We start from the raw sequence: 14,803 nt of genomic DNA on the forward strand, positions 1-14,803 counted from the left end.
AAACATGGACGTGGAGATCGAATACTGCGGCATGTGAGGCTATGAGCCGCGCGCGATCGCGGCGCGGAACCAGATCCTGAAGACCCGCCCGGACGTTCGGGTCAGCCTCCGGAAATCCGGCGGCGGGGTGTTCGAGATCACCGTCGACGGCCGTCTCGCCTACTCGAAAAAGGCGACCGGCCGGTTCCCGACGGACCAGGAGGTCGCCGGTGCGATCGGCTGATTTCCTGGGGTTGATCCGCCGGGCCCGACCTGCCGGTTGACCCTTGCGGTTCCAAACCGAGACGAGCGCGGAGCCTGCCGCGTGCCGGCGGCTTCCTGCTTGCGCTGGCGTGATGCCCCCACTGGCCCGGTACCCTCGTCGAACGGGCCAAGGCCCTGATTTCGCCTGCTATGCAATTGCCCCATCGTCACGCTTCTGGCATACGCCGAGCCAACCATCCGGCTCAAAAATGCCGGGGGGCCGAACAACGAAGGGAACCCCGATGGCGCAATTCTTGATCATCCTCTGCGGCCTGGCCGCATTGGCGTACGGCTGGGTCACCAGCCGGAAGATCTTGGCCGCCGATGCCGGAACGTCGCGGATGCAGGAAATCGCCGCGGCCGTTCAGGAAGGCGCCAAGGCTTATCTCAACCGGCAATATCGCACGATCGGTATCGTCGGGATCGGCATCCTGATCCTGTTGGGGATCCTGCTGGGGATCCACACCGCCATCGGCTTCTTGATCGGCGCCGTGCTGTCGGCCGCGGCCGGCTATATCGGCATGAACGTGTCGGTTCGGGCGAACGTGCGGACGGCGCAGGCCTCGCGGGACGGGCTGGCTTCGGGTCTCGCCGTCGCCTTCCAGGCGGGGGCCATCACCGGGCTGCTGGTCGTCGGCCTGGGGCTGCTGGGCGTCGCGGGCTACTACTTCATCCTGCGCGGCGGGGCGCATTCGACGCTGACCGACGTGCAGCTTCGCGAGGTGCTGGAGGGCATGGTCGCCCTGGGCTTCGGCGGCTCGCTGATCTCCATCTTCGCGCGGCTGGGCGGCGGCATTTTCACCAAGGGCGCCGACGTGGGCGCCGACCTGGTGGGCAAGGTCGAAGCCGGCATCCCCGAGGATGACCCCCGCAACCCCGCCGTGATCGCCGACAACGTGGGCGACAACGTGGGCGACTGTGCCGGCATGGCCGCCGACCTGTTCGAGACTTATGCGGTCACCATCGTCGCGACCATGCTGTTGGCAGGCATTTTCTTCACCGGCCCGATCCGGGATTCGCTGCTGATGCTGCCGCTGGGCATCTGCGCGATCTGCATCCTGACCTCCATCGTCGGGACGTATTTCGTGAAGCTGCAGGCTGACAACGCCATCATGAAGGCGCTGTATCGCGGCCTGCTGGTCACCGGCGGGCTGTCGGTGATCGGGATCGCGTTCGTGATCGCCGCCACGGTGGGCTTCGGCGCACCGCTGACCATGGCGGGCGGCGACGTGATTACCGGTTGGGACCTGTTCGTCTGTGCGCTGGCCGGCCTGGCGGTCACCGGCGCGCTGGTGTGGATCACCGAATACTACACCGCGACCGAGTATCGGCCGGTGCGCTCGATCGCCCAGAGCTCTACGACCGGTCACGGCACCAACGTGATCCAGGGCCTGGCGGTGTCGATGGAGGCGACGGCGCTGCCCGTCATCGTCATCTGTATCGGGATCCTGTTCACCTACATCGTGGCCGGATTGTTCGGCATCGCGATCGCGGCGACGACGATGCTGTCGCTGGCCGGCATGATCGTGGCGCTGGATGCTTATGGTCCGGTGACCGACAACGCCGGCGGCATCGCCGAGATGGCCGACCTGCCGCCCGAGGTGCGCGTCACCACCGACGCGCTGGACGCCGTCGGCAACACCACCAAGGCGGTGACCAAGGGCTATGCGATCGGCTCTGCCGGCTTGGCGTCGCTGGTGTTGTTCGCGGCCTATACCCAGGACCTGGCGCATTACTTCCCGACCCTGAAGGTCGACTTCGCCTTGCAGAACCCGTACGTGGTGATCGGGTTGTTCGTCGGCGGCCTGCTGCCTTACCTGTTCGGGGCGATGGGCATGACGGCCGTGGGACGCGCGGCCGGGGCCGTGGTGGTGGAGGTGCGGCGGCAGTTCCGGGAGATCGCCGGCATCATGGAGGGTACCGCCAAGCCGGAATACGGCACCGCGGTTGACCTGCTGACGCGGGCGGCGATCAAGGAGATGATCATCCCCTCGCTGCTGCCGGTGCTGGCGCCGATCGTGCTGTGGATCGTGGTGGCAATCATCGCCGGCAAGGCCGCGGCCTTCGCGGCGCTGGGCGCGATGCTGCTGGGCACGATCGTGACCGGGCTGTTCGTCGCGATCTCCATGACCTCGGGCGGCGGCGCGTGGGACAACGCGAAGAAGTATATCGAGGAAGGCAACCACGGCGGCAAAGGCTCCGACGCGCACAAGGCGGCGGTGACCGGCGACACCGTGGGCGACCCGTACAAAGACACCGCAGGTCCGGCGGTGAACCCGATGATCAAGATCACCAACATCGTGGCGCTGCTGCTGCTGGCGATCTTGGCTGGGGTCTGATCGTCCGCTGACGAACGGCCACGAACGAGGAAGCCCCGGACGCAGGTCCGGGGCTTTTTTGTCCGTTACGACATGAGATGCCGGACCGCCTGCTCCGTCTCCGCGACGATCATCTCCGCCACCAGCGTCCGGTGGCAGGTCTTGTGGTCTCGTTCGAAACATAACAGGCAAGCGGTTCGTTCCGCCGCCAGTCCTTTCGCCTGGGCCAGCTCCGCCTGGGCCCGGTCCGACCGCATATGCTCCCGGAAGATCGGCACCATCCGTTCGGGATGCCCCGCCCGCACCGCGTCCCGGCCCGGCTTCGGCGTGCCCAGGCCCTGCAGGTGGACATAGGCGATCCCCGCCTCGTCCAGCGCTGCCGCAAGCTGCCGCTTCGAGAACCCCGGCTTGCGCGACTGCGCCACCGCCCGCACGTCGATCAGCAGCTTGGTGCCGGCCGCGCGCAGCGTATCCACGACGGCGTCGATCGTGCAGCCTTCATAGCCGATGGTCTGGAGGTCCACGCTCACCCGTGCGCCATCCAGTCCTCGATCAGCCGCCGAGCGATGGAGTCCACGCGGGGCAGGGCGAAGCCGTGCTGTTCGCAGTTGCGCATCTCGTCGCGGGTGAACCAGCGGGCGTCCTTCAATTCCTCGGGGTCGATGGTGATTTCCTCGGTCAGCGCCTCGCCATAGAACCCCAGCATGATGTTGCCGGGGAAGGGCCAGGGCTGGCTGGAGTGGTAATGCACGTCACCGACCTGCACGCCGGTTTCCTCCAGCACTTCCCGCCTGACCGCTTCCTCCAGCGTCTCTCCGGGTTCCACGAAGCCGGCCAGGGTGGAATACATCGTGGCGCGGGGGAAGCGGACGGAGTGGCCCAGCAGCGCCTTGTCGCCGCGATGCACCAGCATGATCACTGCCGGGTCGGTGCGCGGGAAATGCTGGGTATTGCAGACCGTGCACTGCATCACGTGGCCGGCCGACTTCACCTCGCACGCATTGCCGCACACGCCGCAGAACTTGTGCCGCTGCCGCCAGTGCAGCAGGCCGCGCGCATGCGCCAGCACCGATGCTTCGGGCCGCGGCACGCCCCAGCCGACGGAGCGCAGGTCCATGAACTCGCCCAGGGATTCCGGCAGCAGCGGGACCGGGTCGTCCATCCCCGAGATGTCGACCGCGAAGACCGCCCGATCCTCCAGCATGCCCAGGAACGCCCAGGACCCGTCTTCCATCAGCAGCGTCCGCGCCATCTCGCTGCTGATGTAGACGGCCTCGGGGGTGCCGTCCTCGGCGCGGCGCACGAGGTTGCGGGTGCGCCAGACCGGCACGAACAGGGTCTGGGGATCCGCCAGCTTCTCGGCGATCCAGGCCGCGTCCTCCCGCCGCTGGGCGATCCGGTCGAGCGGCGAGGCGGAATAGACGTTCAGGCGGGAAGCGAGGATGAAGGTCACGGCATTGGTTCCGGCTTTTCGAGCAGTCCGTCGACCGTGCCATGCCGACGGCCTGGTGGGCAACCGGCCGCCGGGCGGCTACATCTCGACGACGACGTATTGTTCCTCGATCGTCACCGGGATCGTTTCGGCGACATACGGTCCCTGCACCACGCGCTGGCCTTCCGCGACCTCCACCGGGTAGCTGCGCAGGTTGACCTTCGCCGGGTCGCAGTAACTCTGGCCGGTGCGGACGTCGAACTCCCAGCCATGCCAGGGGCAGCGCAGGATTTCGCCCTTGCGGGAGTAGCGGTATTCGCCGGGCATGTCCGCTTCGATCAGGCCGGTCAGGAGGCCTTCGCACATCGGGCCGCCCTGGTGCGGGCAGCGATTGAACAGGCCGTAGAATTCGCCGTCGAGGTTGAACACGGCGATCTGGCGGCCCCTGATGGTGACCAGCTTGCGGTCCCCCGGCGGGATTTCGTTGACGGTCGCGACGACGTGTTTGGCCATGGCTGCGGATGCTTCTCCCTTGGTCCCGAGGCTAGCCCCAGGACGGGCATCGGGCAACAGACCTCGCCTTGACCGCGACGGGGCGGGCGCATAAGCCTGACGGAAATCACCAAGGGAAACGTCATGAGGCAGACTGCCCGCTTCGCCATCGCGGCCATCGCGCTGGCCTGTTCCGTCGTTACGGCCAGCACCTCCGCCAGCGCCGACGACACGATCCGTTTCGGCGCGATCCTGCCATTGACCGGCCCCGGCGCCGTGATCGGCACCGAACAGATGCGCGGCATCCAGTTCGCCACCGACAAGGCCAACGCCGCCGGCGGCGTGCGGGGCCACAAGATCGAAGTGGTGTTCGAAGACAACCAGGCCAAGCCGGACCAGTCGATCCTGAGCTTCAACAAGCTCGCGGACCTGCAGAAAATGCCGCTGATCTTCACGGCCTATTCCGGCCCTAGCCTGGCGATGGCACCGCTGGCGACGCGCAAGAAGGTGCTGCTGATCAATGCCGGCGCGCAGGCCGACAAGCTGGCCACGGCATCGCCTTACCTGGTCAACACCCTGCCGACGATCGGCGACGAGGTGAAGGCCATCTCCCGCTACCTGGCCGGACAGGGCAAGAAGCAGGCGGCGATCCTGTATGAGAACGACGCCGCCGGCATCGCCGGGCGGGACGATTACGTGAAATACTTCCCTGAAACCGGGGGCACGATCCTGGCGCAGGAGCCGACGGCCTTCGGGCAGACCGACTACCGGCCGGCGCTGCTGAAGCTGGCCGACGCCAAGCCGCAGGTGATGCTGGTGTCGATCACCGCCGGCCTGCTGCAGATGGCGCAGCAATACAAGCAGCTTGGCCTGAAATTCACCGTCGCCGGAACGACCTTCTTTTCGGATCCCGATACGATTGCCGATCCTTCGAGCGAAGGCTTCGTCCATACCCAGGTCCGCATCGACGCGCCGCCGGCGCTGGATGCCGAGTTCAAGAAGAAATACGGCGTGCCGATGGAGTTCTTCGTCAAGCAGTACTACAACGCCATGCAGATCGTGCTGACGATCACCGATCACCTGCTGGCCGAAGGCAAGCCCCTGACCGGCGAGAACATGCATGACGAGCTGTTCAAGATCGGCAAGTTCCAGGGCCTGATCCCACTGGAGTTCAAGACCAATACGGCGACCGTCCCGCTCGATATCAACGAGATGAAGGGCGGCAAGGACGTCACCATCAAGCAGGTGTCCAGCGAGTGAGGCGATCGGACATGCCGCGTCCGGCCGTGCGGACACGCGCCTAGATGCTTGCCCTGCAATTGGCCTGCAACGGGATCGTCACCGGCTGCGCGCTGGGCGTCGTCGCCATCAGCTTCTCGTTCATCTACGCAACGACCAAGCTGTTCCATGTTGCCCATGCCGGGGTCTATACGCTGGGCGGCTACCTCGCCTGGGCGATGCTGCGCCAGGGCCTGCCGACGCCCATCGCCTTCCTGGTTTCCATCGCCTGCTGCACTGTCCTCGGCGCCCTGATCCAATGGCAGCTCTATGCTCGGCTCGAGCGGCGGCGCGCGACGCATCTGGTGGTGCTGATCGCCTCGCTGGGGGCCCTGGCGGTGATCCAGAACATCATCGCAGCCGTCTTCACCGCGAACATCCTGCTGTTCGATTTGCCATGGGGCAGCAGGGTCATCCATCTGGGGGGCGATGTGCGACTGACCATGACACAGTTGCTGACCGTCGCGGCCAGCCTGCTCGCCTACGCCGCCCTGATGCTGTTTTCGCACGGAACCATCCTGGGCAAGCAGATCCGAGCGGTGGCGTCCAATCCGTTTTTGGCGGAGATCACGCGGCTGCGTCCGCGTCGTACCCACATCTATGTCATGGCCATCGCCTCGGCCCTTGTGTGCCTGCCCGGCATCCTGACACCGCTGGACCTGGGGCTGCAGCCTTATAACGGCATCACCCCGCTGCTGACCGCAACGATCGCCATGATCGCCGGCGGCGTCGGCAGCATCACCGGCGCCTTCGTGCTGGCGGTGGTCATCACCGAACTGCAGAACCTCTCGCTGCTGGTGATCCCCGGCGAATGGAGTATCGGGGTGACCTTCTTCATCTTCGTCATCTTCATGCTGTTCCGGCCAACCGGATTGTTCGCGGCGGCACGCTGATGGATTTCTGGTTCAGCTACGTCGCCCTGGCCTCGATCTACGTGCTGCTGGGGTTGTCCACCAACCTGCTGGTCGGCATCGCGGGGATCTTCTCGGTATCCCAGGCCGCGGTGTTCGGCGTCGGCGCCTATATCGTCGCCTTCTTCCTGATGAACGACATCCTGTCGTTCCTGCCGGCCCTGGCGATCGCCGCCGCCGGGTGCATCGCGCTGAACGTGCTGGTGACCCTGCCGGCGCTGCGCGTGTCCGGCGATTATTTCGTCGTCACGTCCTTCGGCATCCAGCTTCTGGCCACCGCGATCTTCACCAACTGGACCGCCGGCACGGGCGGCGCCAACGGGCTGCCCGGCATCCCGCCCGCCGACCTGTTCGGCAAGGCGCTGGAGGACACGTCATCGATGGTGATGCTGTGCGTCGGCGGCATGATCCTGGGTGGCCTGGTATTCTGGCTGGTCATGCGCGCGCCCTTCGGCCGCCTCCTGCGCGCGATCCGGGAGGACGAACTCGCCGTCGCCGCCACCGGCAAGAGCGTGCTGCGCGCCAAGGTCTCCGCCGCCGCGCTGGCGGGCGCGTTCGCCGGGACGGCCGGTGGGTTGTACGCGACCTTCCTGAGCTTCATCGATCCGTCGTCGTTCGACCTCGATTCCTCGATCCTGCTCCTGACCATGGTGGTGGTCGGCGGGGCGCGCACGCTGGCCGGGTCGGTGCTGGGGCCGTTCCTGCTGCTGGCGCTGCCGCAGATCCTGACGCTGATCGACATTCCCACCACCATCGCCGCGGCGATGCGGCAGTTGATCTATGGCGTGCTGCTGATCGCCTTCATGCTGTTCCGCCCGCAAGGCCTGGCGGGGGAGCGGCTGTGAGCGCATACCTTCAGGCCGAGGGCGTGGAGGTCCGCTTCGGCGGCCTGCGCGCGCTGCGCGATTGCAGCTTCACCGTCCAGCAGGGGCGCATCACCTGCCTGGTCGGTCCGAACGGCGCCGGCAAGACCACGATCTTCAACGTCATCACCGGGTTCCTGCGGCCCCAGGCGGGGCACGTGGCGTTCAAAGGACAATCGCTCGACGGCTGGAAGCCGCAGGCGATCGTTGCGGCTGGTATCGCCCGCACCTTCCAGAACCTACGCCTGTTCGTCGACCTGACGGCGGTCGACAACGTGCTGGCCAGCCTGCCGCACCAGGCGGGCGAGGAACCGCTGTCCGCCGTCTTCCGCCCGCTGCACGTCATGACGCACCAACGCCGCCGTCGCGCCGAGGCGATGGCGATCCTGGAGCATGTGGGCCTGGCGAAACGCGCCGGCGATTTCGTCCGCAACCTGTCCTATGGCGAGCAGAAACTGCTGATCATCGCCCGAGTCCTGGCCACCGGCGCGGAGCTGCTGCTGCTGGACGAACCGGCCTCCGGCCTGTCGGCCAGCGCGCTGGACAATGTCATGGCCCTGTTGCGCCGCCTGCAGGCCGAGGGCAAGACGTTGCTGGTCGTTGAGCACAACACGCGCGTCGTGCAGCAGATCGCCGACGACGTGCTGTTCCTGCACCAGGGACACCTGATGGCGCAGGGCTCGCCGGAAACCATCATCAACGACCCGGCCTTGTCCGAGATCTATTTCGGCGGAGCGCTGTGATGGTGCTACGCCTGCAATCCATCCAGGCCGGCTACGGCGTCAAGACGGTGGTTTCGGACGTGTCCTTCACGTTGGAGCCTGGCCAGATCCTGGCTTTCCTGGGTCATAACGGTGCCGGCAAGACCACCACGCTGAAAGCCGCCATGGGTGTGCTGCGCCCGACCGCCGGCGAGGTCTGGTTCGGCGACGCGCGCATCGACCGGATGGGCGTCGCTGATCGCGTCGCGCTGGGCCTGCGGCTGCTGCCCGAGGGACGGGGTATTTTCCCGGACCTGAGCGTGCGGGAAAACCTGGACGTCGTCGCGGCCCGCAACGTTGGCGGCGGCGCGATGTTCGATGTCGACAGCGTCTGCGCGCTGTTTCCGGCCTTGCAGGAGCGCCTGGCGACGCGGGCCGGCAGCATGAGCGGCGGGCAGCAGCAGATGCTGGCGCTGTCGTTGGCGATCCTGGGCACGCCGCGCTGCCTGATGCTGGACGAGCCCTCGATCGGCCTGGCGCCCAACCTCGTGGAGCGGATGTTCCAGCAGGTGCGCGACGTCTGCAAATCGCACGGAATGACGGCCGTGCTGGTCGAGCAGAACGTCGCGGCAGCCATGAAAATCGCCGACCGGGTCATCATCATGAACAACGGCCAGATCGTCTTCGACGGCAGTCCAGCCGAGGCTCGGGCCTCGAATTTCTGGCACTATTTCTGAGGGATCAGGCCGCCTACGATCCGACCGACACCACCGATCCGAACGGCACGATCAACCCGCCCATCTGCAGGTCCACGGTACCCGCATTGTTTTCCACTGCCGTCGCGGTCCCGGTCACCGTGAACGGTACTGCCGCCGTCGTGCCGGTCGCGCCGATCTGCGTCACCGAAACGGAATACGCCCCATCCGGTTCCGTCACGCCATTCGGCCCTGATCCGTCCCAGCTCCAGTGATTGGTGCCCGCCTGGGTCTGCATGGTGGCGCTTGCGACCGCCGCGCCGGCGCTGTTGTAGACGGTAATGCCGACGGCCTCGGCGTTCGACGTATCGAAGTTGATTTCCGCCTGGCCGTTCTGCAACGACAGCTTGCCGCTGTTGACGGTCACTGCCCTGCCCAGCATCGATGCCGACTGCTCCACCTGGCTTGCCTGGGTCAACTGGATCATCTGGGTCAGATCCTGGTTCGTATTGATCTGCTGCTCGACCTGGGAGAACTGAACCAGCTCACTGGTGAACTGGTTGCTGTCCATCGGCGAGGATGGGTCCTGGTTCTGCAACTGTGTCATCAGCAATTGCAGGAAATCGCTGAAATTGTTGCTGAGCGACGCCAGTGCCGCGGTACCGGTGTTGGTCGCCACCGAACCGGTCGAGGCGGTGCCGGAGGTCGCGCTGGTCGCGCCGATGGCTGAGGTCATGGCTTAAATCCCTTGCGTCTGAAATGATTCCGTTGCGTCGTCCGGATCGGTCCCAAGCGGGTCGCGCGTCACCTGGAAACGTGGCGTGCTGCTGCTGGAACCTTGTCCGCTGCCACCCGCGCCGCCCCCCGCGGTGTCCATCGTCCCGCCGCCCGCACCTCCCGAAAACACGTTGCCGGTGCCTTGCCCGGACGCATGTCCTGAGCCGCCATGTCCGGTTTGCTGCTGGCCGGTTGCCTGGTCATCGCCCTCGACCCGCGGTGTGGCGTCGGCCAACCCGGTCAGCGTTCGTGGTTCGGTTCCCAAAGCGAAGCTCATGCTGCGTCCTGCCGGTATCCCTGCGGCATCCAGCGCCTTGTGCAGGTCCGACTGCGCGTTGGACAGGAGTTGCAGCGTCTCCGGATTGTCGGCCGAGACACTGACCCGCGCGGCCCCGTCCGGGGTGCGGTCGATGCGGATTTCGACAGTGCCCAACGCGTCCGGCTGGAGCCGGAGGGAGAGACGCTGCGTGCCGTCGGCACCGGCGTCGAGTGTGAGCAAGGCCGGCGCGATCTGACTGATGGGGGAGGCTTGGGGGTGGATCGACGCAGCAAGGTCGGGCGCGGGTGCGGCCATGACGGACGGCGTGGGCATGGTGTTCGTTGCCGATGCCGTGACCGGCGCGGCCGCGGCCGGGAGCGGGTCGGCGACGAAGCTGGGTGGGGTGGGCGGAGTCTGGGTATCCGTCTGGTCCCTCGGGCCTGAATCGTGGCTGGTGCGATGGTCCGAGCGATCGGCGACCGCAGGCTGAACCTGATCCGCCGGTTGAGCCGGGCTGGTCATGGTTTCGGTACCGCGGGTCTCGACCTTCACCGGGATCGTGGGCGGGTCGGCTGGCGCAACGGTTGCCGACGCAAGCGCTTGAACGGCCGTCGAGACTGTGTCCGTGGAGGGGCCGGAAGAGACGCCAGCCGGCGGGGCAGCCGGCACCGTTGGAGGCGTTCCAGCGGCCTCGGTGGGGTAGGGGGCGCGCTGGACGGTCTCGGTCTCGCTTGCCTGGGTTGTCGTGTGGGCGGTGGTGGGAGCCTGGGGGACGGCGAGGGAAGCGGTAGGTGCATCAGTGAGCGGGACGGAAGCCATCGGAACACTTGAGAGGGTTTTCGCGGGCACCGCATTCTGCCCTGTCGTGGTACCCGACGGCGCCAACCCCTGTGCCCCTCTCGCCGATCGGCCGGGCGGCATTGTCCCCTGCGCCGGAGTCAAATCGTCGGCCGATGACCGTGGCGGGGCGGCGAGGATCGCACCGACCTGGCCAGCGCTTCCGGTCGACGTCGTCGAACCCGGCTCCACGCCAGCCGGCACCGCCGCGCCGGCGGTCGAGAGCATCGCCTGGGCGAGCATCACAGTCGCGCCTGAGGCTGCCGGAGTCTGCGTCTCCCGGTTCCGCGTGGCGTCGCCGTCGGCGGGCGATGCGGTTCCTCTGTCGCCGACGAGTCCCATGCGCCGCTGCGGTGGGGCCGAGTCGACGCTGCCCGTGGCCTGGTTCGCGAACCGGACGCCGGTCCAGGGCGGGGACAGGGTGAAGACCGTGCCGGTATTGCCGGGAGCGTCCGCCTGACCAAACGCCTGATCCGCGGCGTCGCCGCGCACCGTATCGGATTCGTTCTGAACGCTGCGCAATGCCGACAGAAAGTCCATGCCTTGATTGCCGGTCGCGGACAGGGGTGAAGCGGGCGTCGAGGGCAGCGGTAAAGTGCCAGTTAAGAAACCGTTAATAACGACTGACAATGTTAGGCTCCTGAATGGACGGATACTGGCTGCGTCACTGTCCTGGTGCAAGGAGAATTTGGGTTCGCGTGAAAATTCTTGTGGATGCAACGGTATTAGGATAAGGTATGGGCATTACACGGACCAAAATGTCCGGCCACCCCGTTTCGCATTGCTGTCAAAAAGCGCGGATGTATGTTGTCTTAACCATTTCTTAACCGGTGCGAAATGCGCCGGAAGAAAACCGTTTCGTCTGGAGCGATTTTGAATGTCCCTGTTCGGTTCGATCAACACCGCCATTAGCGGTCTCTCGGCGCAGTCATCCGCTTTCGGCAATATCAGCGATAACGTCGCCAACAGCCAGACCGTCGGCTACAAGCGCGTCGACACCAGCTTCATCGACTACCTGACCACCAGCACTCCGTCGCAGAACCAGCCTGGTTCGGTCGTTGCCCAGCCCGACTATATCAATAACATCCAGGGCGCGATCACCCAGACCGACAACCCGCTGGGCCTCGCCATCACCGGCCAGGGCTTCTTCGCGGTGTCAGAGACTGCGGGTCAGGTCAACGGCCTGCCGACGTTCAACGCGCAGCAATTTTATACCCGCGCCGGCGACTTCACGATGGACAAGAACGGCTATCTGGTGAACAGCGCCGGGCAGTATCTGAACGGCTGGAGCGTGAACCCGCAGACCGGCGTCGCCGACCAGAACGCTCTGAGCCCGATCCAGATCAGCCAGACCGCCGACAACCCCGTCGCCACCAGCAACGTCACCCTGTCGGCGAACCTGCCGGCGACGCCGGCCTCGGGCACGGCGACCGCATCTTCGCCCATCTCCTCGCAGATCACCGTCTACGACGCGCTGGGCACCAGCCATGTCGTGAACCTGAACTGGGTACAGAACAGCGCCAACGACTGGACGGTCTCGATCGATGCGCCGGACGACACCGGCGGTGGCACGCTCGGCAGCGCCGAGGTCCAGTTCGGCGCCGCCAGCGCCAACAGCGTACCGGCCGGCACGATCGGGAACATCACCTCGGCGACCGGTAGCGTGACGACCTCGGGCTACAGCGCCGGACAGGCGGCGACGCTGCAATTCTCAGCCGATTTCGGGTCCGGCACGCAGCCGATCACGCTGAACCTGGGCACCTATGGCCAGACCGCCGGCGTCACCCAATACGCCGACACCGCCTATAGCCTGCGGGGCCTGACGCAGAACGGCGTGCCGCCGGGCGCGTTCTCCGGCGTCAGCATGCAGACCAACGGCGACGTCGTCGTCAACTACAACAACGGCCAGAGCCGCGTGATCGGGCAGGTGCCGGTCGTCACCTTCAACAACGCCAATGCGCTGCAGCGGCAGAACGGCCAGGCCTTCACCAGCACCACGGAGAGCGGCACGCCGCTGGCCGAGGCGGCGGGCAGCAACGGCGCCGGCACACTCGTTACCGGGTCGGTGGAAAACTCCAACGTCGACATCGCCACCGAGTTTTCCCAGTTGATCGTCTCGCAGCAGGCCTATTCGGCCAACGCCAAGGTGGTCACCACCGCCGATCAGTTGCTGCAGACCACCATCAACATGAAGAACTAGGCTCGAACGGCCCACCCGGCGGCCATGGCCGCCGGATGACGCCCCCATTCCCCCAGGCGCGCCGCGCACGGAAGACGTCGCGCGGCCGCGCCCGGGCAAGGAGTTTCCTTCATGAGTCTGAATTCCGCGCTGTCCATCGCCACCAGCGGCCTGGCCAATATCAATGCGCAGTTCATCACCATGTCCCAGAACGTCGCCAACGTATCGACACCCGGCTATACGGAGGAAACCACGCCGCAGCAGAGCGTGACCGCCGGCGGGATCGGGATGGGCGTCCGGACCGGTATCACGACGCGTGCCACCGACGTGGCCCTGCAGGCCGAACTATCGGCCCAGGTGTCGAACAGCGCCGGACTGACGGTGACGCAGGCGGCGCTGCAGGCGATCGACGGCGTGCTGGGCACACCGGGCCAGGGCGACGACCTGCCCAGCATGGTCGGTTCTCTGCAGGAGAGCTTCTCCACGCTGCTGAGCGACCCGTCCAACCAGGCGCAGCAGAGCGCGGTGGTCAACGCCGCCGGCGGGCTGGCGCAGACCGTCAACACGATCAGCAGCACGATCACGACCCAGCGCCAGGGCGTCGAGGACGACCTCGGCGTCGCCGTCGACTCGCTCAACAGCACGCTGTCGCAGATCGGCCAGTTGAACCGGGAGATCGTGGCGGGCAAGCAGGCCGGCACCAGTACCGCCGGGCTGGAGAGCCAGCGCGACGGGGCGTTGCAGACGCTGTCGGGCCTGGTCTCGTTCAAGGCGCTGCCGCAACAGGACGGCAGCGTCCAACTCGTCACCGCCAGCGGCCTGACGCTGCCGACCCAGGCGGACGGGGCGGCGTTTTCGTTCCAGGGAGGTGCGGCGGCGCCGCAATCCTATTATCCCGATGGCGGCCTGTCGGGGATCGCCCTGAACGGCACCGATGTCACCTCGGCGTTGACCGGCGGGCGGATCGGCGCGGACCTGACACTCCGCGACACCACGCTGCCGACCGCGCAGGCCCAACTCGATGAGTTCTCCTATGGCCTCGCCAACAGGTTCTCGGCGCAGGGGCTGACGCTGTTCACCGACAGCCAGGGCAACCTGCCGGTCGCCACCGGAACGGGCGGAACACAAACAGGCTATGTCGGGTTCTCGGCGCGGATCCAGGTGAACCCTCAAGTTTCGGCCGATCCATCCCTGGTGCGCGACGGCACCACCGCCATCGCCGGCAGCAGTTCGGGCGCCAGTGCTTTCACGCCCAATCCCTCGGGCGGGCCGGCGGGGTTCTCGACGCTGATCTCCCGCGTGCTGAACTACACGTTCGGCGATGAGGCACAGCCGGGCGTCAGCCAGCCGGCGCCGGCCTCGACCGCGCTGGGGCCGGACGGCAACCTCTCCGCGCCTTCCGGTGGCGTCGCGACGCTCAGCGGAATCGCTACTGCCCTGGTCTCCGGCCTCTCGGAGCAGAGCGCCACGGTCACCACCAACCTCACGGCCGCCAACAGCCTGCAGTCGGCGCTGAGCAGCCAGCTCAACAGCACGACCGGGGTCAACCTCGATTCCGAAATGTCGAAGATGGTGACGCTGCAGACGGCCTACGGCGCCAATGCCCGGGTGCTGAGCGCGGTGGAGACGATGTTCAACGAAATCCTTCAGGTCGTGACATGAGCAACTCGATCGATGCGTCCCTCGCCAATTACGGCCTCGTCGGGGAGGTGGCGAACCAGAGCCACGTCGTCAGTGCGCGGCTGGATACGCTTACCCAGCAGGTCAGCACGGGGCTGGTAGCCAGCACTTATGCCGGGCTTGGCGCCGGCGCCGGCG

General features: G+C 66.4%; 14 protein-coding genes. 9 read left to right on the plus strand and 5 right to left on the minus strand.

Features of this window, described 5'->3' with window-relative positions; genetic code table 11:
* Positions 1 to 4: 4 nt before the first annotated feature.
* Together VHB27_RS13370 and VHB27_RS13375 are read left to right on the plus strand one after the other, a co-directional pair.
* A complete protein-coding gene (locus VHB27_RS13370) occupies positions 5 to 223 on the plus strand; it encodes an Rdx family protein (RefSeq protein WP_325601194.1) in 219 nt (72 codons plus the stop codon).
* A 262-nt stretch (positions 224 to 485) separates the two neighbouring features.
* Positions 486 to 2,582 (plus strand): sodium-translocating pyrophosphatase, encoded by a 2,097-nt coding sequence (locus VHB27_RS13375; RefSeq protein ID WP_325601168.1) that lies wholly within the window; start codon positions 486 to 488, stop codon positions 2,580 to 2,582.
* Between the two features lie 65 nt (positions 2,583 to 2,647).
* Here the strand turns inward: VHB27_RS13375 and VHB27_RS13380 are convergent, their stop codons facing one another.
* The 3 genes from VHB27_RS13380 to VHB27_RS13390 form a co-directional block, all read right to left on the minus strand.
* A complete protein-coding gene (locus tag VHB27_RS13380) occupies positions 2,648 to 3,091 on the minus strand; it encodes a DUF488 family protein (RefSeq protein ID WP_325601170.1) in 444 nt (147 codons plus the stop codon).
* Positions 3,088 to 4,014, minus strand: coding sequence for an NAD(+) diphosphatase (nudC, locus tag VHB27_RS13385; RefSeq protein ID WP_325601172.1), 927 nt, complete (start codon positions 4,012 to 4,014; stop codon positions 3,088 to 3,090). Before nudC ends, VHB27_RS13380 begins: the two co-directional genes overlap by 4 nt.
* 78 nt (positions 4,015 to 4,092) lie before the next feature.
* Entirely contained in the window at positions 4,093 to 4,506 is a 414-nt protein-coding gene (locus tag VHB27_RS13390) for a Rieske (2Fe-2S) protein (protein WP_325601174.1), read from the minus strand.
* Positions 4,507 to 4,629: 123 nt separating this feature from the next.
* Here VHB27_RS13390 and VHB27_RS13395 point away from each other — a divergent pair, with 123 nt between their 5' ends.
* The 5 genes from VHB27_RS13395 to VHB27_RS13415 are packed head-to-tail and all read left to right on the plus strand — an operon-like array spanning position 4,630 to position 8,975.
* Positions 4,630 to 5,745: an ABC transporter substrate-binding protein gene (locus tag VHB27_RS13395; RefSeq protein WP_325601176.1), complete on the plus strand. Its 1,116-nt coding sequence runs from the start codon at positions 4,630 to 4,632 to the stop codon at positions 5,743 to 5,745.
* Between the two features lie 44 nt (positions 5,746 to 5,789).
* Positions 5,790 to 6,656: a branched-chain amino acid ABC transporter permease gene (locus tag VHB27_RS13400; protein ID WP_325601178.1), complete on the plus strand. Its 867-nt coding sequence runs from the start codon at positions 5,790 to 5,792 to the stop codon at positions 6,654 to 6,656.
* Positions 6,656 to 7,519: a branched-chain amino acid ABC transporter permease gene (locus VHB27_RS13405; protein WP_325601180.1), complete on the plus strand. Its 864-nt coding sequence runs from the start codon at positions 6,656 to 6,658 to the stop codon at positions 7,517 to 7,519. Before VHB27_RS13400 ends, VHB27_RS13405 begins: the two co-directional genes overlap by 1 nt.
* Complete coding sequence (locus VHB27_RS13410) at positions 7,516 to 8,280, plus strand: ABC transporter ATP-binding protein (RefSeq protein ID WP_325601182.1); 765 nt, start codon at positions 7,516 to 7,518, stop codon at positions 8,278 to 8,280. Before VHB27_RS13405 ends, VHB27_RS13410 begins: the two co-directional genes overlap by 4 nt.
* The gene (locus VHB27_RS13415) at positions 8,280 to 8,975 is read left to right on the plus strand and encodes an ABC transporter ATP-binding protein (protein WP_325601184.1); all 696 of its coding nucleotides are present in this window, start codon (positions 8,280 to 8,282) and stop codon (positions 8,973 to 8,975) included. The genes VHB27_RS13410 and VHB27_RS13415 overlap by 1 nt, the downstream gene beginning before the upstream one ends.
* Before the next feature lie 13 nt (positions 8,976 to 8,988).
* Here VHB27_RS13415 and VHB27_RS13420 read toward each other — a convergent pair whose 3' ends face one another.
* Together VHB27_RS13420 and VHB27_RS13425 are read right to left on the minus strand one after the other, a co-directional pair.
* Positions 8,989 to 9,669 (minus strand): flagellar hook assembly protein FlgD, encoded by a 681-nt coding sequence (locus VHB27_RS13420; RefSeq protein ID WP_325601186.1) that lies wholly within the window; start codon positions 9,667 to 9,669, stop codon positions 8,989 to 8,991.
* A 3-nt stretch (positions 9,670 to 9,672) separates the two neighbouring features.
* Positions 9,673 to 11,346, minus strand: coding sequence for a flagellar hook-length control protein FliK (locus VHB27_RS13425; RefSeq protein ID WP_325601188.1), 1,674 nt, complete (start codon positions 11,344 to 11,346; stop codon positions 9,673 to 9,675).
* A 337-nt stretch (positions 11,347 to 11,683) separates the two neighbouring features.
* Between VHB27_RS13425 and flgE the strand changes: the two genes are divergently transcribed.
* Positions 11,684 to 13,006: a flagellar hook protein FlgE gene (gene flgE / locus VHB27_RS13430; RefSeq protein ID WP_325601190.1), complete on the plus strand. Its 1,323-nt coding sequence runs from the start codon at positions 11,684 to 11,686 to the stop codon at positions 13,004 to 13,006.
* Between the two features lie 111 nt (positions 13,007 to 13,117).
* A complete protein-coding gene (flgK, locus tag VHB27_RS13435) occupies positions 13,118 to 14,647 on the plus strand; it encodes a flagellar hook-associated protein FlgK (protein ID WP_325601192.1) in 1,530 nt (509 codons plus the stop codon).
* Positions 14,648 to 14,803 lie beyond the last annotated feature (156 nt).

It is taken from the genome of Rhodopila sp. (assembly GCF_035548235.1).
Lineage (GTDB): Bacteria > Pseudomonadota > Alphaproteobacteria > Acetobacterales > Acetobacteraceae > Rhodopila.

Bases quoted from the DNA above. Each gene is read 5' to 3' on its own strand.
- VHB27_RS13425 (WP_325601188.1), bottom strand. From the start codon at position 11,346: ATGGACTTTCTGTCGGCATTGCGCAGCGTTCAGAACGAATCCGATACG.
- VHB27_RS13375 (WP_325601168.1), top strand. From the start codon at position 486: ATGGCGCAATTCTTGATCATCCTCTGCGGCCTGGCCGCATTGGCGTAC.
- VHB27_RS13405 (WP_325601180.1), top strand. From the start codon at position 6,656: ATGGATTTCTGGTTCAGCTACGTCGCCCTGGCCTCGATCTACGTGCTG.
- VHB27_RS13400 (WP_325601178.1), top strand. From the start codon at position 5,790: ATGCTTGCCCTGCAATTGGCCTGCAACGGGATCGTCACCGGCTGCGCG.
- flgK (WP_325601192.1), top strand. From the start codon at position 13,118: ATGAGTCTGAATTCCGCGCTGTCCATCGCCACCAGCGGCCTGGCCAAT.
- VHB27_RS13390 (WP_325601174.1), bottom strand. From the start codon at position 4,506: ATGGCCAAACACGTCGTCGCGACCGTCAACGAAATCCCGCCGGGGGAC.
- flgE (WP_325601190.1), top strand. From the start codon at position 11,684: ATGTCCCTGTTCGGTTCGATCAACACCGCCATTAGCGGTCTCTCGGCG.
- VHB27_RS13415 (WP_325601184.1), top strand. From the start codon at position 8,280: ATGGTGCTACGCCTGCAATCCATCCAGGCCGGCTACGGCGTCAAGACG.
- VHB27_RS13395 (WP_325601176.1), top strand. From the start codon at position 4,630: ATGAGGCAGACTGCCCGCTTCGCCATCGCGGCCATCGCGCTGGCCTGT.
- VHB27_RS13420 (WP_325601186.1), bottom strand. From the start codon at position 9,669: ATGACCTCAGCCATCGGCGCGACCAGCGCGACCTCCGGCACCGCCTCG.